This is a genomic window from Amaricoccus macauensis (assembly GCF_014201905.1).
Classification (GTDB): Bacteria; Pseudomonadota; Alphaproteobacteria; order Rhodobacterales; family Rhodobacteraceae; genus Amaricoccus; species Amaricoccus macauensis.
Genome location: NZ_JACHFM010000005.1, coordinates 178,160 through 200,006 on the forward strand (window position 1 = coordinate 178,160; position 21,847 = coordinate 200,006).

The window sequence follows — 21,847 nt, forward strand, 5'->3', positions numbered from 1 at the left end:
CGCCCGGTGCCGCCGGGGCAACGGTTTCGCTAACGGTCCATGCTCGCGGCGTGGCCAGACGCCGCCCTTCTCCCTCGCTCCGGATCGAAGCGCAGCAGCCGGAGAGCGTTCAGGGTGACGAGCACGGTGGCGCCGGTGTCGGCGAGGATCGCGATCCAGAGGCCGGTGAAGCCTGCGACCGTCGTCACGAGGAACACCGCCTTCAGCCCGAGGGCGACGGCGATGTTCTGGCGGATGTTGCCCATGGTCGCGCGCGCAAGCCGGATCAGCGCGGCGGCGTCGGTCACGCGGTTCCTGAGGAGCGCCCCGTCGGCGGTTTCCAGCGCCACGTCGGTGCCCGAGCCCATGGCGATGCCGACCGTGGCGGCGGCGAGGGCGGGGGCGTCGTTGATGCCGTCGCCGATCATCATCAGGCCGCCCGCGCCCGAAAGACGGCGGATCGCGGCGACCTTGTCATCGGGCAGGAGCTCGGCCTCGCTCTCCATGCCGAGCGTGCCGGCGATCGCCTCCGCGGTCCGGCGGTTGTCTCCGGTCAGCATCACGGCGCGCACGCCGAGGCCCCTGAGTTCGATCACGGCGGCGGCGGCGTCCTCGCGCGGCTCGTCGCGGAGCGCGATCACGCCATGGAGCGTCTCGCCGTCCATGACGACAGCGATGGTCTTGCCCTCGGCCTCGAGCGTCCCGATACGCGCCTCGGCGGCGGCGTCCAGCAATCCGAGTTCACCCGCGTGGCGCGGTGACGTCACATAGGCGAGGCCGAGCGCGGTCCTCGCCTCGACGCCCCGGCCGGGCAGCACGCGTGCGCCCGTCGCCGGTACGGCCGCCACGCCCCGCCGCGCGGCCTCCGCGAGGATCGCCGTCGCCAGCGGGTGCGACGACCCCGCCTCGACTCCGGCGGCGAGCGCCAGCACCGCGTCAGCGCCGCCCGCGAGGCCCTCGACGTCGGTGACCTGCGGGCGGCCGACGGTCAGCGTGCCGGTCTTGTCGAAGGCGACGGTCGTGGTGGTGGCCGTCGCCTCGATCACCGCGCCGCCCTTCATCAGCAGCCCACGCCGCGCGCCGGACGAGAGCGCCGAGGCGATGGAGGCCGGCACCGAAATCACGAGGGCGCAGGGGCAGCCGATCAGGAGCAGCGCCAGAGCGCGATAGATCCAGACGCCCCACGGCTCGGCCGCGACCAGTGGCGGCAGCACGGCCACGAAGATCGCGAGCCCGACGATCGCCGGCATGTACCAGCGGCTGAAGCGGTCGATGAAGCGCTCGGTGGGCGCGCGGGCCTCCTGCGCCTCCTCGACCAGCCGGATGATGCGGGCGATGGTGTTGTCCTCGGCCGCCTTCGTCACCCTGACCGTGAGCGCGGCCTCGGTGTTGATCGAGCCGGCGAAGACCTCGTCACCCACGCCCCTGGTCTTCGGCACGGACTCGCCGGTGACCGGGCTCTCGTCGATGCCCGAGACGCCCTCCGCGATCACACCGTCAGCCGGGATCCGATCGCCGGGCCGGATCAGGACCCGGTCGCCGATCGAAAGCCCTGCGGCATCGACGGTGCGGGTCTCTCCGGTTGCCAGGACGATGAGAGCTGTCCTCGGCACCAGCGCGCCGAGCGCCCGGATCGAGGCGCGCGCCTGGTTCGCCGCGACGCCTTCGAGGACCTCCCCGACCGCGAAGAGGAAGATGACGAGCGCGGCCTCCTCCGCCGCGCCGATCAGGAGCGCGCCGACGCCCGCGATCGTCATCAGCCCCTCGATGGTGAAGGGCTGCCCGGATCGGAGCGCCGCGAATGCGCGCCGGGCAATCGGAACGAGGCCGACGAGGCAGGCAGCGGCGAAGAGCCACGGCGCGATCTCACCGGGAACGACGAAATGCAGGAGCCATGCGAGGGCCAGCAACGCGCCCGTCACGAGGACGAGCCGCCCCTTGCTCGTGCCATGCCATGGCGTGGCCGCGGGCGTTTCCATGCCATGGTGGTGCGTCCCGGCCGGGGACGGCTCGGCGGTGGCCGGGCCGCTCGTTGCATCGCCGGGCAGGACGAACGCCTTCTTCCCGGGTGCCGGCCCGTGGCGGGCGATGGTGTAGCCGAGCCCCTTCACGGTCCGCTCGATCGTCTCCGGCGCCGTGTCCGTGCCATCAAGCCGCAAGGTCAGCCGTTCGCTCATGACCGAGACGTTGATCGACGATACCCCCGGCAGCCGCTCGACGGCGCCTTTGATCTTCGCGGCGCAGGCGGCGCAGTCCATGCCGCCGAGGCTCCAGCTCAGCGTCCCGGCAGGGTCCGTCTCGTGTCCGGCCATTGCGGTCTCCTTCAGGAGGTGTGGCGGCGGGTTCAGGATACCGGCTTGTGATGGCCGTTGCATGCTTGCCGCCGCTCGATGTCGCCGGGGCGTGCGCGGCTTGTCTCAATGTCGCCGGGCCTCCGCGTCACAGAGCGCGTCGAGATCGGCCCGGATCAGCGCCATGGGATGCGCCCGGAGACTCAACCGCATCGCCTGATAATCCGCCACCAGCTCCTCGCCAAGGGTCATCGCCGGCAGGGTCGCGGGCACGGCGTCGTCCTCCGCCTCGAGCCCGGCAAAAAGCGGCAGCGGCGCGTCGCCCCGGATCGCCCGCACCTGCCAGAGCGCCGCGCGCCGATCGAGCCCGAGGCTGGCGAAGGCATCAGCTTCGGCCAGCACCGTCAGGATCTTCGGCGGCGTGCCGGCCCGGCGCCAGAGGGCCGCGACATCGGTGTAGCCGTTGCCGCGCGCTCCGGCGATCCAGTCCGCTTCCTCCTGCGGCATCCCCTTCACCTGCCGGAACCCGAGCCGGAGCGCAAAGCCGCCGCGCGCGTCGGGCTCCAGCACATTGTCCCAGTAGCTCGCGTTCACGCAGACGGGCCGCACCTCCACCCCGTGCGCCCGCACGTCCCGCACGATCTGCGCCGGAGCGTAGAAACCCATCGGCTGCGCGTTCAGGAGCGCGCAGGCGAAGACCGCCGGATGATGGCACTTCATCCAGGCCGAGGCGTAGACGATGAGCGCGAAGCTCGCCGCGTGGCTCTCCGGGAAGCCGTACGAGCCGAACCCCTCGATCTGGCTGAAGCACCGCTCGGCGAACTCCGCGGGGTAGCCGTTCGCCGCCATGCCCGAGAGGAAACGCTCGCGGAAAGTATGGATGGTGCCGGTCTTCTTGAAGGTGGCGAGCGCGCGGCGCAGCCGGTCGGCCTCCTCGGGCGAGAAGCCGGCGCCGCGTATCGCGATCTGCATCGCCTGCTCCTGGAAGAGCGGCACGCCGAGGGTCTTGCGCAGCACCTCGCCGAGGGCGTCCGAGGGGAATTCCACCATCTCCTCGCCCCGGCGCCGACGCAGGTAGGGGTGCACCATGTCGCCCTGGATCGGCCCGGGCCGCACGATCGCCACCTCGATCACCAGATCATAGAAGGTCCGCGGCTGCATCCGGGGCAGAAAGTTCATCTGCGCCCGGCTCTCCACCTGAAAGACCCCGAGCGAATCGGCGCGGCAGAGCATGTCGTAGACCGCCGGATCCTCCGAAGGCAGCGTCGCGAGGGTGTAACGGACGCCGGTCAGTTCGGCGAGAAGATCGAAGCTCTTGCGCAGGCAGGTGAGCATCCCGAGGGCGAGGATGTCGACCTTGAGGATGCCGAGGGTGTCGATGTCGTCCTTGTCCCAGGCGATGACGGTGCGGTCCTCCATCGCCGCGTTCTCGATCGGCACCAGCTCGTCGAGCCGCCCCTCGGTCATCACGAAGCCGCCCACGTGCTGCGACAGATGGCGGGGGAAGCCGATGATCTCGTCGACGAGTTCCATGGTGAGGGCGAGGCGCCGGTCCTTCGGGTCGAGCCCGAGCTCGGTCAGCCGCTCGGTCGGCAGCGACGAGGACCCCCAGCCCCAGATTTGCGAGGAAAGCGCCGCCACCGTGTCGCGCGACAGGCCCATGGCGGTGCCGACCTCCCGCACCGCGCGCTTGCCGCGATAGTGGATCACCGTGGCGCAGAGCCCGGCCCGCTCGCGGCCGAAGCGGTTGTAGATGTACTGGATCACCTCCTCGCGGCGTTCGTGCTCGAAATCGACGTCGATGTCGGGCGGCTCGTCGCGCGCGGCGGAGACGAAGCGCTCGAACACCATGGTGCCGATCTCGGGCGAGACCGAGGTGATGCCAAGCGCGTAGCAGACCACCGAATTCGCCGCCGAGCCCCGCCCCTGACAGAGGATGTCGCGCGAGCGGGCGAACTCCACCACGTCGCTCACCGTGAGAAAATACGGCGCATAGCCGAGCTGGGCGATGAGCGCGAGTTCGTGGCGCACCTGGGCCTGCACCGTCTCCGGCACGACGCCGGGATAGCGCCATTTCAGTCCGCGCGCAGTCAGCCGCTCCAGCCGCTCCTGCGGATCCTCGCCCTCCCAGATCTCCTTCGGATACTCGTATCGCAGGGTTCCGAGGTCGAAGCGGCAGTCGGCGGCGATCTCTCCCGCCCGGTGCACCGCGTCCGAATGGTCGGCGAAGAGCCGCAGCATCTCCGCCTCGCTTCGCAGCCGCCGCTCGGCATTGGCGAGCGCCGCCCGGCCGATCCGGTCGATGCGCCGACCCTCGCGGATGCAGGTGAGCACGTCCGCGAGTCGCCGACGGCTGGCCGCGTGCAGGACGGGCTCGGCCGAGGCGACGAGCGGCAGCCCGAGCCTTGTGGCGAGCCCGGCGGCCCGGGCCAGGCGCCGGGCGTCCTCGCCGTCATAGCGCGGACTCGTGAGCAGGTGCGCATGGCGGTTGGCTTCGACGAACGCCCGCGCGGCGACGCCCCACATCTTCCGGGCATCCGTGGGCGCGTGAAGCAGCAGCGCGAGATCCGCGAGGCCGGTCAGATCCGCGACTTCGAGCCGGCAACTTCCCTTCTTCGCCCGCAGGTTGCCTGTGGTGAGCAGGCGGCAAAGCCGCGCCCAGCCCGTCCGGTTCCGTGGCAGGGCAGTGATCTCGAGATCCTCGGTCACCACGAGCCGCGCCGCTGGCAGCAGGCGTGGCACCTCCGCCCCGCCACGGGCGGCGTCTTTCAGCTCCTGATAGGCTCGCACGATACCGGCGACCGAGTTGCGATCTGCGATGGCAAACGCCGGCAGACCGAGGGCGATCGCCTTGTGGGCGAACTCCTGCGGGTGACTTCCGCCGGTCAGGAAGGTGAAGTTCGAGGTAATGGAGAGCTCGGCGAAGGCCATTGCTACGGCATCCCACAGTCACGCCGCGGCCTGCAGCGCCGCAGTCCACGCCCCGGTCCGCAACATGCCCGGGACCGACAGCATGACCGGGACCGACAGCATGGCCGGCAGCACTGGCCGCGATATGACCGGCAGCGCGATCACCAGCCGAAACCGCCGGCGGGAGAAGGCATTGCTCTGGCCGCGCGTGCCGTGAGCGATCCCGCCATCGGCATCGGTGTTCTGCCCGGACGGTTGGGTGGCTGAAAACCGGCTCTGGAAGCTGTCCCTTGTCCAGCCACGTGCTATCTTGGTTGCAAACAACAACCAGGAGGAAACCCATGAGCATCGGTCAGATCGACGATTATGCCCGGCAACTCTATTCGGCCCACGGCGACAGAGCCGAGTACGAAGCCGCGCAGCGGGCCAAGGATTATGCCGCCAAGGGTGATCGCGACACCGCCGAACAGTGGCGGCAGGTGCGCGAGGCGATCCGGGTGCTCCGCGGCCCGAACGAGAGCTGAGCCCGGCGATCCCTCGCCGGCACTTCCGGTCCCGGCAGTGCTCGCAAAAGCGGCGCGTCAGCCGCTCGCGGGCAGCAATCGCAGGCCCGCGCCGCGCGTCACCGGCAAGGCCGGTTTCACCGGGGTCGAAACCCGGCCTTCCCGCGGCTTCGACGTTTCCCGAAGTCGCGCGGAACCACAGATGCAAGCCCGGCACCGGGCACGTCATGCGAACACGCCTTGCGCGAACCAGCCTGCCGTGGCTTCACCGCCAAGGGCAGCATAGAGCCAGAGGCGCACGCCTTCTTCCGTTTCCACCCGCCAGTAATCGCGCGGACCTGACCGCCAGGCGGGATCGTCCAGCCACCATTCCGGCGCAAGGCGTTCCGGTCCCCATGCCGCAGCACGCTGGCGCGGCCGGCGGCGCCAGATGAACCGGCCGGGCGGTGTGCCGTCATCGGTCGGAGTGATCGGCTCGGGCGGAAACAGCAGCGGCGGCCGCGTCCGGCCCGACGGGGGCCAGCCGGAGCCCGGTGACATGAAGGCCGCAGGCATTTCGGTCGTCGCCTTTTCCGGGACATGGCTGTCCGCCGGACAGAGCCGCAGCAGGGCGTCGAGCCCGAGACGGGCGCCGAGCCGGCCGATGAGATCGGCAATGTCGGGATCAGCCGCTGCCGGAAGGTCCCCGGCCCGCATCGCTGGCAGCGGCCGGGACGCGACGGAGGCCACCGGTTCGGTCACGAGGGCTTCGAGACGCAGGCCGTCGAGACCGAAGCCCGCGTCGATCTCGCCGAGCGACAGCGCGAGAATCGCCCGGATCGCCGCCGGTTCGACCGTGGGGCGGGCGAGGCCGATCTCGCGTTGCACCACGCCGCCATCGCTTCGCAGCAGGTTGAGACGGAGCCGGCGCAGGCCGCGTCCCGCGTTCGTCAGGCGCTCGCAGAGCGGCGGCAGCAGCCGGTCGATCCCGGCCAGCACATCCTCGACCCGACCGATCGGCTCGGGGAAGCCGAGGCGCAACGCGAAGACCGCGGCCGGCGGCGCCGGTGTGACCGGCTCGGCGGCGCGACCGAGGGCCTGGTCGAGGCGCCGGCCCGCCTCCGGCCCGACCCGGCGCGCCAGCGCGGCCCGCGGCTGGGCCGCCACATCGGTGATGCGCCGCAGCCCGAGGCCCTGCAGCGCCGCCACCGCGCCCGGATCGAGCCTGAGGGCCGCGACCGGCAACGGCCCGATATGCGTGATCGTCTCACCCGGCGGCGCGATCCGCGCCGCCGACGCCACCGGAGAGGTGACCGGAGGGCCCCCGCGCTCCCACCGCCGTTTCTGCGCGCGCGAGCGGGTGGCGCGCGCCTCCTGATCGATGGCGTCGCCGGCAAAGGCGAGCTCGTTTCCCGCGCCGGCATAGCGCGCGAGCGCCCAGGCCGCGCCGAGCGTGTCGGCGAGTCCGAGCCGCACCGTGAGACCGAGCCGTGCCGCACCCGCCTCCACCTCGGCGACGAGGCCAGCCTCGTCGCCGAAGAGATGCGCGCAGCCGGTGATGTCGAGGACGAGGCCATCGCCCTCCACCGCCGCCCAGGGCGTAAAGCGACCGGCCCAACGGCGCAGCGACACGAGAAAGCCCGCGACCGCTGGCGGATCATCGGGCCGGGTCGCGAGATCCGGCCGGATGGCGCGGGCATCGCCGAGCGCCATCCCCGGGCGAAGCCCCACCCCTTCCGCCTCCGCGCTCAGGCTCGCGACGACGAGGGCGCCGCGCCGGTCGGCGATCACCGCGAGCGGCAGACCGGCAAGCTGTGGCTCCACGCGCACCGCGCGATCCGCCGCGAGGCGTGGGAACCAGAGTGAGAGGATTCGGCGGCGCAGCATGGGGAAGGTCTCGAACGTTCTCTTTACGTTCTCATCCTAACCCCTCCGTCGCCGGAGTCGAGTCCGGCGCCCGGGATGGTTAACCGCGCACCGCCTGCCCCGCCATCAGCGTCCCGCCATCAGCGCCGGCCATCATCAGCGCCCGGCCGTCAGCGCGACACCGCGGCGGCCGGCGAGGTCGGTGACGTACTGCCAGGCGACGCGGCCGGAACGGCCGCCGCGGGTCTGGCTCCACTCGATCGCCTCGGCGCGCAGCTCCTCGTCGGAGATCGCGATGCCGTAGGCGTCGCAGTAGCCGCGAATCATCGCGAGGAAGTTGTCCTGATTGCAGGCATGGAACCCGAGCCAGAGACCGAAGCGATCGGAGAGCGAGACCTTCTCCTCCACCGCCTCGGTGGGGTTCACGCCGCGCTGCCGCTCGTTGTCGATCATGTCCTGCGGCATGAGATGCCGGCGGTTCGAGGTCGCATAGAGCACGACGTTCTCGGGCCGCCCCTCGATGCCGCCGTCGAGCACCGCCTTCAGGCTCTTGTAGTGGCTGTCATCCTTGTCGAACGAAAGGTCGTCGCAGAACAGGATGAAACGCAGGTCCGACCCCCGCAAGACCGTGAGCAGACGGCCGATCGAGGGCAAATCCTCGCGGTGAAGCTCGATGAGCTTCAGCCCCGGCGCCTCGCGCAGGGCTTCCGCGTGCGCCGCCTTGACGAGGCTCGACTTGCCCATGCCGCGGGCGCCCCAGAGCAGCACGTTGTTCGCCGGATGCCCCCGGGCGAACTGGCGGGTGTTGGCGAGCAGCGTGTCACGCGAGCGGTCAACGCCGACCAGCAGGGCGATATCGACGCGAGAGACCCGCGCCACCGGATCGAGCCGGTCCGGCCCGGTGGCCCAAACGAAGGCATCGGCGGCGTCGAGATCGGGAACGTCCGCCGGGGCCGGGCTCATGCGCTCGAGCGCATCGGCGATGCGTCGCAGGGACTTCTTCACGGCGCTCACGCGTTGTCAGGCGTGTCGGTGGTGTCGGGATCGTCGACCCAGAGACCCTGCGCCCGAAGTTCCGCCTCACGCTTGCGCTCGAAGAACCGCACGAGAACGATCGAGACCTCGTAGAGCGGATAGATCGCGGCAAAGAGGATGAGCTGCGACATGACGTCCGGCCCCGGCGTCACGAAGGCGGCGACGACGAGCAGGCCGACGAGGGCATAGCGGCGGAAGGACGCGAGCCCCTTCGCGCTGACGATGCCGGCGATGCCCATCAGCGTCAGCGCCACCGGCAGCTGGAAGCAGAGGCCGAAGGCCACCATGAACTTCATGGTGAGGGCAAGATACTCGTTGATCGTGCCGAGGAACTGGATCGTGACGTCCTGGCCCTCGATCGGACCGGCGCCGAACTGCTGGAAGCCGAGGAAGAAGTCGTAGACCAGCGGCAAGAGGCCGTAGAACGCGAAGGCGCAGCCGAGCATGAAGAGCACCGGCGAGGCGATGAGAAACGGCAGGAACGCCCGCTTCTCCTGCTTGTAGAGACCGGGCGCGACGAACCGCCAGAGCTGATAGCTGATGACCGGGAAGGACAGGACGAACCCGCCGAACACCGAGATGCGGATCTGGGTGAAGAACCCCTGCTGCAGGCCGGTGTAGATGAGTTCGGGCTTCTGGCCGTGCTCGATCAGCAGGCGCGTGAGCGGCGCGGCGAGAAAGTTGAAGATCGGGCCGGCGACGGTAAATGCCGCGACCATCGCCACGCAGAAGGCGATGAGGCAGGTGATGAGCCGCTTCCGCAGCTCGACCAGATGCTCCATCAGCGGCGCAGTGGAGTCGTCGATGTCCTTGTCGTCGTCTTTCATCCGCGCGCGGCTCGGCTCTCGTCGGCCGCGGCGGTCGATGCGTCAGCCGCGTCGGCCCCGGCCAGGGGGGCACGGACGGCCTCCGGCATCGGCGCGGACTGCGCTGGCACGGACTGTGCGGCGGGCTCGGTTGGGGGGGCGGCCGGAGTGGCTCCGGTCGCGGGAGTGTGCGGTTTGGCCACCGCCTCGCCGTCCTTCGGCAGGATCACGCTGCGCACGGGCTGCGTCGCGAACTTGCGCGCCGACTCGGTCGCGGAGTTCAGCGTATCGTCGATGGAGCGCAGGCTTTTCGTGACCTCGCTCATGCCGGACTCGTTCGCAGCTTGTTCCAGCGACCGCTGGAATTCGCGCGCCATGCCTCTTGCCTTGCCGGTGAAGTTGCCAATCGTCCGGAACAGGGCCGGAAGATCCTTCGGCCCGACCACGACGAGCGCAACGACACCGATCAGGAAGAGTTCGCCCCAACCGATGTCAAACATTCAGTCAGACTTTTTCTTTCTCGGGCGTGATGTCGCGAGCGTGTTCCGCCGCGGCCGCCTGCTGGGTGCTTTCGATCTCCGCCTTGCCCTCGCTCAGGCCGCGCTTGAAGCTGGTGATGCCCTTGCCGACCTCGCCCATCAGGCCCGCGACCTTGCCGCGGCCGAAGAGGACCAGCACGACGACCGCTACGAGAAGCAGACCACCCGGTCCGATATTGTTCAGCATGTCGTGTCTCCTAACCGCAGGGCAGCCTCCGGCACGCCCTGCATGTTGCGTTACATATGGCGTCGGACGGTCAGGATCAAACCCCAAACCGCTGGCGCGCGTCAAATCAACTGTGAAGAGCCGCGCCTCGCGGCGCGGTCAGCCGACGTGGTAGAGCGAATCGAACAGCCGGGGGTCGAAGCTCTTCTGCCGGAACGTCTCGCCCATGGTGAGAACGGACACCGCATCGTGGCTGTGCAGCGATTCCTGGTGGCTGGCCACCACGCGGAAATCACCGATCCGCGCGTCGCGCCCGAGGCTCTCGCAGAGCAGGCGCACCGCGTCCTCGACGAAGATCGCGTTCGAGCCGTTGAGCTCGGCGAACGCCTGCTCGTCCTCGCGCTTCACCATGACCTGCGTCTCGGTCGGGATCGCGTCGTTGCAGAGACCGACCAGATCCTCGAACCAGAGCACCTCGTCCCCCGTCACCTCCACCGAGACGCGGGCAACCGAGCGCTGCGAGTGCGGCGTGGCGATCTGGCCACGGGTACGGCGCGCGTGCTCGGAAAGTTCGAGCGAGCACGGGCAGGTCGACGAATACACATAGTCGAGGTGGATGATCTTCTGCCGCGAGGTGGCGGTCTTCGCCATCTCGAGCGCGATGTTGTAGTACTGATAGCCCTCGAGTCCGCTGCGCAGCGACCGCTTCAGCATCGGGTAGCTGAAGCGCAGCATGATCCGCGCATCGTAGCTGTCGAGATCACGAAGATAGCTGTCGAGGACAGCGTCCACCACCTCGAACGAGAACTGCGTCTCGGCATGCCGGTAGAAGGACCGCATGATGCGGCTCATGTTGATGCCCTTCTTGTCGGCCTCGAGGCTGACCGAGCCGGTCACCGACGTCTCGAGCTGCACGTCGCCGCCCGATCTGGTGTGGAAGCGAATCGGCAGCCGGAAGTTGGAGATCCCCACGTGCTGGATGCCGGTCTTGGCCCCCTTGATGAGGCTGTCCGGTCCGTTCTGCAGGTCGGGCAACGTGGCAATATAGGCCGGATCGGTGGTGAAATCGGCGGGATAGGTTCGCGACAGCATGGGGTAGGACGCCTCGGCCGCGCGGGCGAGCACTGCCGCAACGGCCGGATCAGCCAGATCCGCAGCACCACTGCCCGCCCAGCGCAGCAACGTCCGCGCAGCACGCTCGGCGTCGGCCAGGCTCGGGCGCGCTTCAAGGTCGAAAGGCTCTCCGGCGTCCGGCGCAGGCGTGTGCATGTTCATTTCCGTCCCTCGCTCATCACCATGGGCTCCGAAGATCAGATGGTGTGCGCGAACCAAATTCAAAGGTCGCAGGCCCATCCTCCAGAGTCAAAGCTCAGTCCGTCAACCAGAAATGGAATCTGCGGCAGAATGCAATCGCGATCATAGGAGAAGGTTTATCTTACTTGAGAGCACTCTCCAGCGCTCCAAGGATATCGGCTCTAAGATCACGCGAATCTTCAAGACCAACGGACAGGCGGATGAGCCCGTCGCCGATACCAAGAGCGGCGCGCTGATCGGCTGAGAGCCGTTGGTGCGTCGTGGTCGCCGGATGCGTCACGATGCTGCGCGAATCACCCAGATTGTTGGATATGAGCACGATCTTCAGCGCATCGATGAAGCGGAACGCCCCCGCCTTGCCGCCCTTCAGCTCCAGCGCCAGCATGGTGCCGCCGGTCTCCATCTGGCGGGCCGAGAGTTCCGCCTGCGGATGACTCGCAAGGCCCGGGTAGACGGTGCGCTCGAGAGCCGGGTGGCCCTCGACGGCACGCGCGATGTCGTCGGCGGTGGCGGCCTGCGCCCGGCAGCGCAGGTCGAGCGTCTCGAGGCCCTTCAGCATCACCCAGGCATTGAACGGACTCATGGCCCCGCCGGTATGCTTCACAAAGGTCTCGAACGGCCCGCGGACGAAATCACGCCGGCCGAGGACAATACCGCCAAGGCAGCGGCCCTGACCGTCCACGTGCTTGGTGGCGGAGTAGATCACCACATCGGCGCCAAGCTCGATGCTGCGCTGGAAGACCGGGGTCGCGAAGACGTTGTCCACGACGACCTGCGCGCCGACCGCGTGGGCGAGGCGCGCGACCGCGGCGATGTCGATGATCTCGAGCGTCGGGTTGGAGATCGATTCGAGGAAGACGAGCTTGGTATCCGGCCGAAGCGCCGCTTCCCACGCCGCGAGATCGGTGCCGTCGACGAGGTCCACCTCGACGCCGAAGCGCGGCAGCAGCGTCTCGACGATGTAGAGGCAGGAGCCAAAGAGCGCGCGCGACGCGACCACATGGTCCCCCGCGGCCAGCTGGCAGAAGAGCGCGGCATGCACCGCAGCCATCCCCGACGCCGTGGCGAAGGCGGCCTCCGCCCCCTCGATCGACGCCATCCGGTCCTCGAACATGCGAACCGTCGGGTTGCCGTAGCGAGCATAGACGAATTCGTCCGGCCCCGAGGAGATGAAACGGCGCTCCGCGGTCTCGGCGTCCGGGTAGACGAAGCCCTGAGTGAGGAAGATCGCCTCGGACATCTCGCCGTAGTGGCTCCGCCGGGTGCCTTCATGCACCGACCGCGTCCTCAGGCTCCAGTCCTCGCTCATCGTCCGATCCTCAGAGAGATTGGCCGGTGCGCGCCCGCCGCGCGCCGGCAAGGGCGCCGCAGTAGCTCCTATCCCTGCCCGGGTCAACGAATCCATCCGGTCATCCTCAGCGACCCGTGATGCGACTGCCACGCCACAGCGACGTTACGATTTCGTCACGGCGCTTTGACGCTCGACGGCTAGACCTCTGCGTGAAGGAGGCGGCCATGGCGTATCTCGGAGTGCGCGCGACGGTGGCGGGGCTCATGGCCTCCGAACCCGGCGTGTCGCTGCGCGAGCGCCTCGCCCGGCGCCTCGCCGGCGGGTCAGGACCCGTGGCGGTGCTGGTGCATGGTTACAAGTTTCACCCCGACCGCCGCGGCCTTGATCCCGAGCTGTCGGTCTTCGCCCCCACGCCGCGCGGGGAGGGCACCCGGGTGCGCAGCTGGCCCGCCGGGCTCGGCTTCGCCGACGACGACGGCGAGACCGGGGTTGCGATCGGCTTCGGCTGGCCCGCCGACGCGCCGCTGTTCCTCAGCCTGCTCGGCACCGGACGGAACGGCTTTGCGCGCGTTTATGTCGCAGCGGCGAACTGGGCGGTGCAACTCGCCGAGCTCATCAGACTGGTGCAGGAGCTCGCGCCCGGGCGGCCGGTCGACATGCTGGCGCACTCGCTCGGCGCTCGGGTGGCGCTCGCCGCACTCCCGCATCTCGACGAGGCGCCCGGGCGGGTGATCCTGCTCGGCGCGGCGGAGTACGAGGCGGAGGCGATGCGCAGCCTCGCAGGCGTGCGCGGCGCCCGGGAGCCGCAAATCTACAACGTCACCACGCGGGCCAACGACGCCTACGATCTCGCCTTCGAGTGCTTCGCGCCGCGCCCCGCCGGCGCTGGTCGCGCCCTCGGGTCGGGCTTGACAGGGGCGCCTCCGAGCTGGTTCGACCTTCAGCTCGATCACCCGGCGGTGACCGAGTGGATCAACGGTCAGGGCATCGCCCTGTCGCAGCCCGAGGCGCGGGTCTGCCACTGGAGCTTCTACACACGCCCCGGCGCGTTCGCCGTCTACGGCGCGATCCTGCGACGAGCGCCCGGCTGGGACGTGGCGGACCTGCGCCGGGTGCGCTGCCTCATGGTTCAGGAACCGCGCTGGAGCCGCCTCCTGCCCCGACGCGGCCGGTCCGGTGCGGCCGACCGGCTCGGCACCGGCTTCGGGGCCGGTCTCGGGCACGCTTGATCGCGCCAGCGAGTGCGCCATGTTGCCACTCGTACACAGCGTCCGGAAATCCAATGATGTCCAAACCGATAGAGCTCTACTTCTGGCCGACTCCGAACGGCTTCAAGGCCGCCATCGCCCTGCTCGAGATGGGGCTGCCCTTCGACTTGCATCTGATCGACATCGGCAAGGGCGACCAGTTCCAGCCGCACTTCCTGAAGATTTCGCCGAACAACCGGATCCCGGCGATCGTCGATCCCGACGGCCCCGGCGGCAAGCCGATCCCGGTCTTCGAGTCGGGCGCGATCCTGCAATACCTCGGGCGCAAGACCGGCAAGTTCTACCCCAGCGACGAACGGGCCCGCGTCGAGGTCGAGGAGTGGTTGATGTGGCAGATGGGCGGCGTCGGCCCGATGGCCGGGCAGGCGAACCACTTCCTGCGCTATGCCCCGGCGATGGACCCGCCGCAGGTGCTGCCCTATGCGCAGGACCGCTACCGCAACGAGGTCAGCCGTCTCTATGGCGTGCTCGACAGACGCCTCGCCGGGCGAGAGTACGTGGCGGGCGACTACTCCATCGCCGACATCGCCATCTGGCCGTGGGTCCGCAGCTGGGAGAACCAGGAACAGGACATCACCCAGTTCCCGAACGTGTCCGCATGGCTCGACCGGATCGCGGCGCGACCGGCGGTGCAGGCGGCCGTGGAGCTGGGCAAGGAGGCGCGGAGCAACCTCCCCCACGACAAGAACGCCCAGAAGGTGCTGTTCGGGCAGGGCGCGCGGTCCTGAGGCTCGCCCCCGCCCGGGGTGCGTGCTAATGGCTCGGGAATCGCGGGCCAATCGGCCCGCGCCCCCTGTGAGCGAGAGGAGTTCCGATGTCCCTGGGCGGCTTTCCCACTGATGCAGAGATGGCCCGCCTGACGGCACGGATGCTGCTCGAGGTAAAGGCGGTGAACTTCCGGCGTGACGAGCCCTACAAGCTCACCTCCGGGCTCGCCTCGCCGGTCTACATCGATTGCCGCAAGCTCATCTCGTTCCCGCTGGTCCGCTCGGCGCTGATGGATTTCGCCGTGGCGAAGATCCTGCGCGACGCCGGTTTCGCGCGCTTCGACGCGGTGGCGGGCGGCGAGACCGCCGGCATCCCGTTCGCCGCGTGGATCGCCGAGCGCATGGGCCTGCCGATGCTCTACGTCCGCAAGAAGCCCAAGGGTTTCGGGCGGAACGCCCAGATCGAGGGCGATCTCGCAGAAGGCGCGCGGGTGCTGCTCGTCGAGGATCTCACCACCGACGGCGGCTCGAAACTCCGCTTCGCCGAGGCGCTGCGCGGCGCGGGGGCCGAGGTGGGGCACACCTTCGTGCTCTTCTTCTACGCGATCTTCCCGCAGACCGAGCCCGCGCTTCTCGAGCAGGGGCTGAAGCTGCACTACCTCGCCACCTGGCGCGACGTGCTTGCCGAGGCGCGCGCCGGAGGTCATTTCGACACGGGCACGCTGGCCGAGGTGGGCTCTTTCCTCGCCGAACCGCTTGCCTGGTCCGGCGCACACGGCGGCATCACCGAAGTCGTGAGCTGAGGCGCCCGCCGCTTCGGGATCCATCGCCGATCCGGCCCGTGGCCGCATCGGCGAGCGGGTGGGCGGTCAGGCGTAGACCGACTCCCGGCCGAAGTGCTTGGCCAGCAGATAGTAGATCACCGCGCGGTACTTGCTGCGGTTCGACCGGCCATAGGTCTCGATCGCCGCGTCGATACCGGACATGAGCTCCGGGCCGTCCGGCAGTCCGAGCTTCTTCATCAGGAAGTTCTTGCGGATCGTTTCGAGTTCCGAGGCCTCGCTGCCGGCGACGGTCGAGGAGTCGTTGTTGTAGATCGCCGGCCCGAGGCCGATCGCCACCTTGGTCAGGAGCGCCATATCCGGCTCGACCTTGCATTTCTCCCGCAGATCGGCGGCATACGCCGCAATCAGATCGTCCCGCTTGCTCATGCTTTCTCTCCCTCTTGCGCGCCGTTCCGCGTCGCCGGGAGGATACGACGGCACCCGACGCTTGGAAACCCGATGCGTGGAACGCTCCAATGCCCATGACGTTGCACCTTCGTACGAAAACGTAACCGCGGGGATGGTATGGCCGACACGGGCTCCGTGACCGGGAGGAGGTCCGACTGGGGCGCGGAGCCGGTTCCAGGCGGCACCAGCTTCAGGCTCTGGGCGCCGACAGCGCCCCGGGTCACGGTCGAGGCGGACGGCGTGCGACGCCCGATGCAGGCGACGGGCGGCGGCTGGTTCGAGGCGTTCCTCCCCGTCGCGGCGGGCGCGCGATACCGCTTCCAGCTCGACGACGGCCCGATCGACGATCCCGCGGCGCGCGCGCTCCCGGACGGTCCCGGTGGTGCGGCGTTGGTGGACGACCCGGCCGCCTTCCGCTGGCAGACTCCGAACTGGCGCGGCCGGCCGTGGGCCGAAACGGTGATCTCGGAGCTCCACGTCGGCACCTTCACCGACGGCGGCACCTTCCGGGCGGCGATCGGGCGGCTCCCGGCGCTGGCGGAAGCCGGCATCACCGCGATCGAGCTGATGCCGGTGGCAAGCTTCGCGGGCGCCCGCGGCTGGGGTTACGACGGGGTGCAGCTCTACGCGCCCCACGCGGCCTACGGCACCCCGGACGACCTCCGGGCGCTGGTCGATGCCGCGCACGGGCTCGGCCTCATGGTCTTCCTCGATGTGGTCTACAACCACTTCGGGCCAGTGGGAAATCCGCTGCCACGTCTGGCGCCGGCATTCTTCCACCCCGAGCGCCACACCCCATGGGGCACCGCCATCGCCTACGAGCGCCCCGAAGTCCGTCGGTTCTTCATCGACAACGCCCTCATGTGGCTCCGCGACTACCGCTTCGACGGCCTGCGCTTCGACGCCGTGGACCACATCCGCGACGACGGCTCCGAGGAGGAGATCCTGATTGCGATCGCCCGCGAAGTCCGCGCGGCGTTCCCCGGACACCACGTCCACCTGATGACCGAGGACAACCGCAACATCACCCGGCTGCACGCGCGCGGGCCCGACGGCTCGGCTGGCCTGCACACGGCCGAATGGAACGATGACCTGCACAACGTCGCCCACGTCATCGCCACCGGCGAGACCGAAGGCTACTACACCGACTTCGCCGAACACCGCTGGGAGAAATACGCCCGCGCGCTCGCCGAGGGCTTCGCCTTTCAGGGGGAGCCGTCGCGCCATGCGGGCGGGGCGGCGCGCGGCGAACCAAGCGGGCACATGCCGCCGCTCGCCTTCGTCGATTTCCTCCAGAACCACGACCAGATCGGCAACCGGGCGTTTGGCGAGCGGCTGACCACGCTGGCACCCGCGCCGCTCTACAGGGCGCTCCTCGCGATCCTCCTGCTCTCGCCGCACGTGCCGCTGCTCTTCATGGGCGACGAGTGGGGTGAGCGGCGGCCGTTCGTATTTTTCACCGACTTCACAGGCGATCTGGCGGATGCGGTGCGCGAGGGCCGGCGCCGGGAATTCGCGGCCTTCGCCGCCTTCAAGGGCGAACACGCGCGGGCACACATCCCCGATCCGAATGACCCTGCGTCCTTCGCGGCCTCCCGCCTCGACTGGGCCGCCCGGGAGGCCGCCGACGGACAGGCATGGCTCCGTTTCATCCGCGGCCTCCTCGCGATCCGCGCCCGCGAACTGGTGCCGCATCTCGAAGGCGCGCGCGAGGGCGGCCGGGTGATCGAGGCCGCCGACGGTCGCATCGCGGTCGACTGGCCGCTCGACGGCGCGATCCTGAGGCTCCGGGCGCGTCTGGTACCCGAAGGCGACGATCCCGCACCACCGCCCGGTCGCGTGATCTGGCAGGGCGGCGCGGAGATCGCCCCCCTTGCCGTCACCGTGACACTGGAGACCGCATGACGCCGCGCGCCACCTATCGCCTGCAGTTCGGGCCGGACTTCGGCTTCGCCGACGCCGCGGCACTCGCGCCCTACCTCAGCGCCCTCGGCGTCAGCCATGTCTACCTCGCCCCGGTCTTCGCCGCCCGGCCGGGCAGCACGCACGGCTACGACGTGACCGATCCGGCGGTGCTGAGTCCCGAACTTGGCGGCGAGGCGGGTTTCCGCGCCATGGTCGCCGCCTTCCGCACCGAAGGGCTCGGCATCGTGCTCGACATCGTGCCGAACCACATGGGCATCGGCGGCGCCGCCAACCACTACTGGCTCGACGTGCTGGCGAACGGGCCGGAGAGCCGGTTCGCGCGCTGGTTTGACATCGACTGGCAGGCGTGCGGCGGCCGGGTCATCCTGCCCGTGCTCGGCGAAGGCTACGGCGCGGCGCTCACCTCGGGCGCCCTCGACCTCCGGGCGGATGGCGACGGCTTCGCGGTCTGGGCACATGATACGCACAAGCTGCCGGTCCGGTCGGAGGACACCGCCGCGATCCGTGAGGCGGGCGTCGGGACATTTCGCGGTGCTGCGCTCGACGCGCTCATCGCCCGGCAGCACTGGCGCCCGGCGAAGTTCAGTCTCGAACGCGACGGCCTCAACTACCGCCGCTTCTTCGCGATCAGCGATCTCGCCGGCGTGCGGGTCGAGGACGAGGCAGTGTTCGAGGCGACGCAGGCACTCGCGCTCCGGCTCGTCGACGAGGGTGTGGCTGACGGGCTGCGGATCGACCACATCGACGGCCTGCGCGACCCGAAGACCTACTTGCACCGCCTGAGGCGAGGCACCAGCCGGCCGTTCTGGCTGCTCGTGGAGAAGATCCTCGGGCAAGGCGAGACGCTGCCCGCCGACTGGGACGTGGACGGCACCACCGGCTACGAGGTGACGAACCTTCTTGTCGGCCTGCTCGCCGATCCCGCCGGGAACGACGCCATGACCGAGGCTTACGCCGCCTTCGCCGGCCGGACGGACCCGGTGGAGATCGTGCGGCACGCCAAGCGCGAGATGCTGGAGCGGCTGTTCGCCTCGGAATTCAGCGCGCTCTCCGGGCGGCTGGCGGCGCTCGCCGCGGCAAGCCTGCGGTTCCGCGACGTCGGCGCCGACAGCGTGAAGGTGGCGCTCGTCGAGGTGATCGTGGCCCTCGACGTCTATCGCACCTACGCCGACGCGAACGGCCTCTCCGCCAGCGACCGCGAGCGGCTGACACGGGCGGTCGGCGAAGCCCGACGGGCGGCGGCATGGCTCGAACCCGACGCCTTCAATCTCGTGGAAGCCGCGCTCGGTCTCGACCTCGACACGTTTCCCGGCGCGGAAGCCGAGGTCCGCGAGGCCGCCGCCCGGGCGCAACAACTGACCGGGCCAGTGATGGCCAAGGGGCTCGAAGACACCGCGCTCTACCGCTACGCCCGTCTCCTTGCGCTGAACGAGGTCGGAAGCGAGCCCGGCCGCTTCTCGACCGATGTCGCGGCCTTCCACGCCGCCAACGCCGCCCGGGCGCCCGGCAGCATGCTCACCACCTCGACCCACGACACCAAGCGCGGCGAGGATGCCCGCGCCCGGATCGCGGCACTGCCCCGGCACGCGGCTGCGTGGGCCGCGCGAGTGCCCGCATGGCACCGCTGCCTCGCCGACCCGGAGGCGCCGATCGACCCGAACGATGCGTACTTCTTCTACCAGCTCCTGCTCGGGGCGTGGCCGATGGAATGGCGTCCCGGGGTCCGGCGCGATGGCTGGGAGGCATTCACACAGCGGGTGCGTGCCGCGATGCTGAAATCCGTGCGGGAAGCGGCGGTCAACACGACCTGGGTGAACGGTGATCCCGACTACGAGGCGCGCCTCGCGGCCTTCCTGGACCGCGCCCTCGACCCGAGCCCCGGAAACGGCTTTCTCGCGTCGTTCCGCACCTTCGAGGCGGAGATTGCGGCGGATGGCGCGGCCAACGCACTGATCCAGACGGCGCTGCGCCTGACCCTGCCGGGGGTGCCCGACACCTATCAGGGCGCGGACTGCTGGGAACAGAGCCTCGTCGATCCCGACAACCGCCGCCCGGTGGATTTCGCCGGCCGCGCGGCGATGCTGGCGGCGCTGCCGCCCGGCCCGGCGGCCTTCCCCAACTGGACCGACCCGATGTCGAAACTCGCGCTCACTGCGCGTGTCCTGCGCCTGCGGCGCGATCATCCGGAGCTCTTCGCGGCAGGCGACTATCGCCCGCTCGACCTGCCCGCGCCCCTCGTCGGGTTCGTCCGCGAGGCGGCGGACGCGCGGCTTCTGGTGGCAGCGTCGCTGCGCCACGGCCCGGCGCAGCGCGGACTTCTGCCGCTGCCCGAAGGGCGGTGGCGCGAGGTGCTGACCGAGGCGGAAATCGCCGATCCCGCCGCCGGCCACGGCTTCGACATCCTGCCGGTGGCGGTCTTCGTCAGTTCGTCAGGTTGATCGCAACAAAGCGCGGCTGTCCGTCGCGACGGACAAGCAACAGGATCGAGTTGCGCCCCGCCTGCTCCGCCGCGTCGATCCGCGCCTGCATCTCCTTGGGTGACGCGACCGGCTCCTGTCCGACCTCGGCGATGATGTCGCCCTCGCGCACCCCCTTGGTGAACGCATCCGCGCTGTCCTCGACTCCGGTGACGATCAGGCCGGTAACATCACCCGGCAGACTGAACTGCCGGCGCAACTGGTCGTCGAGCACGGCAACCGTCATGCCGAGGATCGCCTGATCCGCCGGCGCGGCAGCATCGGGCTTCGCGTTGTCAGGCGTCGCGGCGGCTGTGGCGTCTTCCAGAAGCCCGACCTCGACCTTCAGCGTTTCTTCCTTGCCACCGCGGAACACGACGACGTCCACCGTCTTGCCGATCTCGGTATCGGCGACAGTGCGCACGAGCTGGCGGGTGTCCTCCACATCGGCATCGCCAAACTTCAGGATCACGTCGCCCGACTTGATCCCGCCCGCAAGTGCCGGCCCCTCGGGAACATCGGTGACCACCGCTCCCCTCGCCGCCGGCAGGCCCATCGCTTCGGCCATATCCTCGTCGACGTTCTGGATCCGCACGCCCAGCCAGCCGCGCCGGGTCTCACCGAAGTCCCGGAGTTGATCGACAACGCGCGAGACCACGGCCGACGACATGGCGAAGCCGATGCCGATCGAGCCACCGTTCGGGCTCAGGATCGCGGTGTTCACCCCGATGACCTTGCCGTTCATGTCAAAGAGCGGCCCACCGGAGTTGCCGCGGTTGATCGCCGCGTCGGTCTGGATGAAGTCGTCGTAGCTGCCCTGCAGCATGCGGTTCCGCGCCGAAACGATGCCAGCGGAGACCGAGAAGCCCTGACCGAGCGGGTTGCCGATCGCCAGCACCCAGTCGCCGACGTGCGCCGCGTCGCTGTCGCCGAATTCGACAAAGGGCAGCGGCTGGTCGCTGTCGACCTTGAGCAGCGCAATGTCGGTGCGTGCGTCTCGGCCGATGACCCGCGCCTCAAGATCATCACCGTGGAAGAGCTCGATCGAGATCTCGTCGGCGCTGTCGATCACGTGGTTGTTCGTCACGATGAAGCCGTCCGGCGAGACGATGAAACCGGAGCCGAGCGCGTTCGAGCGCTGCTGCTGGCGCCGGGGGTCGCCGAAATCCCTGAAGAAGTCTTCGAAGGGCGAACCCGGCGGGATCATCGGCCGAAGGCTGTCGTCCGCCTCGGCGATCGTCGTCGTCGTGGTGATGTTCACCACCGCCGGGCTCAGCCGGTCGGAAAGCCCCGCAAAGCTCTCGGGAACGAACCGCGGGCCGGGATCGACGCTGAGCGGCGCCTCGCCCTGCATCTGCGGATCCTCGGCCGGCGGAGTCGGAGCCTGCGCGTCCTGGGCATGGGCCGCCGCCGCGAGCGCGACAGCAGCGACGAGGGCACCGCTGAGCGCGATACGGGGGAAAAACTCGGTCCGGATTGCCACCTCGGCGCCTCCTCACGTCGGGGATCCACGGTCGGCCGCCGGGATCCGAATAGCCTCGCCTGCCGTCACCGCCGACGGCAAGTCACGCCTGCGTGC

Annotated in this window: 17 protein-coding genes; 6 read left to right on the forward strand and 11 right to left on the reverse strand. The window is 69.6% G+C overall.

All coding sequences use genetic code 11. The features are described from left to right. Nucleotides 1-29 precede the first annotated feature (29 nt). Nucleotides 30-2,291, reverse strand: a complete 2,262-nt coding sequence (locus HNP73_RS20100; RefSeq protein WP_184154357.1) for a heavy metal translocating P-type ATPase — start codon at nt 2,289-2,291, stop codon at nt 30-32. Nucleotides 2,292-2,396: 105 nt separating this feature from the next. Next, the gene (locus HNP73_RS20105; protein ID WP_184154360.1) at nt 2,397-5,201 is read right to left on the reverse strand and encodes an error-prone DNA polymerase; all 2,805 of its coding nucleotides are present in this window, start codon (nt 5,199-5,201) and stop codon (nt 2,397-2,399) included. 320 nt (nt 5,202-5,521) lie between these two features. Between HNP73_RS20105 and HNP73_RS20110 the strand changes: the two genes are divergently transcribed. Next, nucleotides 5,522-5,704 (forward strand): hypothetical protein, encoded by a 183-nt coding sequence (locus tag HNP73_RS20110; protein ID WP_184154363.1) that lies wholly within the window; start codon nt 5,522-5,524, stop codon nt 5,702-5,704. A gap of 204 nt (nt 5,705-5,908) precedes the next feature. On the opposite strand, the gene HNP73_RS20115 is transcribed toward HNP73_RS20110, so the two are convergent. The 7 genes from HNP73_RS20115 to metZ all read right to left on the reverse strand — a co-directional run bounded on the left by HNP73_RS20115 (nt 5,909) and on the right by metZ (nt 12,697). After that, on the reverse strand, nt 5,909-7,549 hold the full coding sequence (locus tag HNP73_RS20115) for a Y-family DNA polymerase (RefSeq protein WP_184154366.1): 1,641 nt from the start codon (nt 7,547-7,549) through the stop codon (nt 5,909-5,911). 135 nt (nt 7,550-7,684) lie between these two features. Beyond that, complete coding sequence (locus HNP73_RS20120) at nt 7,685-8,491, reverse strand: ATP-binding protein (protein WP_184154684.1); 807 nt, start codon at nt 8,489-8,491, stop codon at nt 7,685-7,687. A gap of 47 nt (nt 8,492-8,538) precedes the next feature. Continuing rightward, the gene (tatC, locus tag HNP73_RS20125; protein WP_184154369.1) at nt 8,539-9,390 is read right to left on the reverse strand and encodes a twin-arginine translocase subunit TatC; all 852 of its coding nucleotides are present in this window, start codon (nt 9,388-9,390) and stop codon (nt 8,539-8,541) included. Next, nucleotides 9,387-9,869, reverse strand: coding sequence for a Sec-independent protein translocase protein TatB (tatB, locus tag HNP73_RS20130; protein WP_184154372.1), 483 nt, complete (start codon nt 9,867-9,869; stop codon nt 9,387-9,389). Before tatB ends, tatC begins: the two co-directional genes overlap by 4 nt. Before the next feature lie 4 nt (nt 9,870-9,873). Further along, nucleotides 9,874-10,095, reverse strand: coding sequence for a twin-arginine translocase TatA/TatE family subunit (locus HNP73_RS20135; protein ID WP_184154375.1), 222 nt, complete (start codon nt 10,093-10,095; stop codon nt 9,874-9,876). A gap of 138 nt (nt 10,096-10,233) precedes the next feature. Continuing rightward, nucleotides 10,234-11,349, reverse strand: a complete 1,116-nt coding sequence (folE2, locus tag HNP73_RS20140; protein ID WP_184154378.1) for a GTP cyclohydrolase FolE2 — start codon at nt 11,347-11,349, stop codon at nt 10,234-10,236. Between the two features lie 160 nt (nt 11,350-11,509). Continuing rightward, complete coding sequence (gene metZ / locus HNP73_RS20145; RefSeq protein WP_184154381.1) at nt 11,510-12,697, reverse strand: O-succinylhomoserine sulfhydrylase; 1,188 nt, start codon at nt 12,695-12,697, stop codon at nt 11,510-11,512. Between the two features lie 206 nt (nt 12,698-12,903). On the opposite strand from metZ, the gene HNP73_RS20150 reads away from it, so the two are divergent. From HNP73_RS20150 to HNP73_RS20160, 3 genes are all read left to right on the forward strand, one after another. Further along, nucleotides 12,904-13,908 (forward strand): alpha/beta hydrolase, encoded by a 1,005-nt coding sequence (locus HNP73_RS20150; RefSeq protein ID WP_184154384.1) that lies wholly within the window; start codon nt 12,904-12,906, stop codon nt 13,906-13,908. Nucleotides 13,909-13,964: 56 nt separating this feature from the next. Then, nucleotides 13,965-14,675: a glutathione S-transferase family protein gene (locus tag HNP73_RS20155; protein ID WP_184154386.1), complete on the forward strand. Its 711-nt coding sequence runs from the start codon at nt 13,965-13,967 to the stop codon at nt 14,673-14,675. Nucleotides 14,676-14,761: 86 nt separating this feature from the next. Further along, nucleotides 14,762-15,457 carry an orotate phosphoribosyltransferase gene (locus HNP73_RS20160; protein ID WP_184154389.1) on the forward strand — a complete coding sequence of 232 codons (696 nt, stop codon included), beginning with the start codon at nt 14,762-14,764 and terminating at the stop codon, nt 15,455-15,457. A gap of 66 nt (nt 15,458-15,523) precedes the next feature. Here the strand turns inward: HNP73_RS20160 and HNP73_RS20165 are convergent, their stop codons facing one another. Beyond that, nucleotides 15,524-15,865 (reverse strand): DUF2853 family protein, encoded by a 342-nt coding sequence (locus HNP73_RS20165; protein WP_184154392.1) that lies wholly within the window; start codon nt 15,863-15,865, stop codon nt 15,524-15,526. 156 nt (nt 15,866-16,021) lie between these two features. On the opposite strand from HNP73_RS20165, the gene treZ reads away from it, so the two are divergent. Both treZ and treY read left to right on the forward strand, forming a co-directional pair. Next, nucleotides 16,022-17,791, forward strand: a complete 1,770-nt coding sequence (treZ, locus tag HNP73_RS20170; RefSeq protein WP_343063379.1) for a malto-oligosyltrehalose trehalohydrolase — start codon at nt 16,022-16,024, stop codon at nt 17,789-17,791. After that, complete coding sequence (gene treY, locus HNP73_RS20175) at nt 17,788-20,250, forward strand: malto-oligosyltrehalose synthase (protein ID WP_184154398.1); 2,463 nt, start codon at nt 17,788-17,790, stop codon at nt 20,248-20,250. Before treZ ends, treY begins: the two co-directional genes overlap by 4 nt. Here the strand turns inward: treY and HNP73_RS20180 are convergent. Beyond that, entirely contained in the window at nt 20,234-21,622 is a 1,389-nt protein-coding gene (locus HNP73_RS20180) for a Do family serine endopeptidase (RefSeq protein WP_184154686.1), read from the reverse strand. The two genes, treY and HNP73_RS20180, sit on opposite strands and share 17 nt — an antisense overlap. Nucleotides 21,623-21,847: the final 225 nt, after the last annotated feature.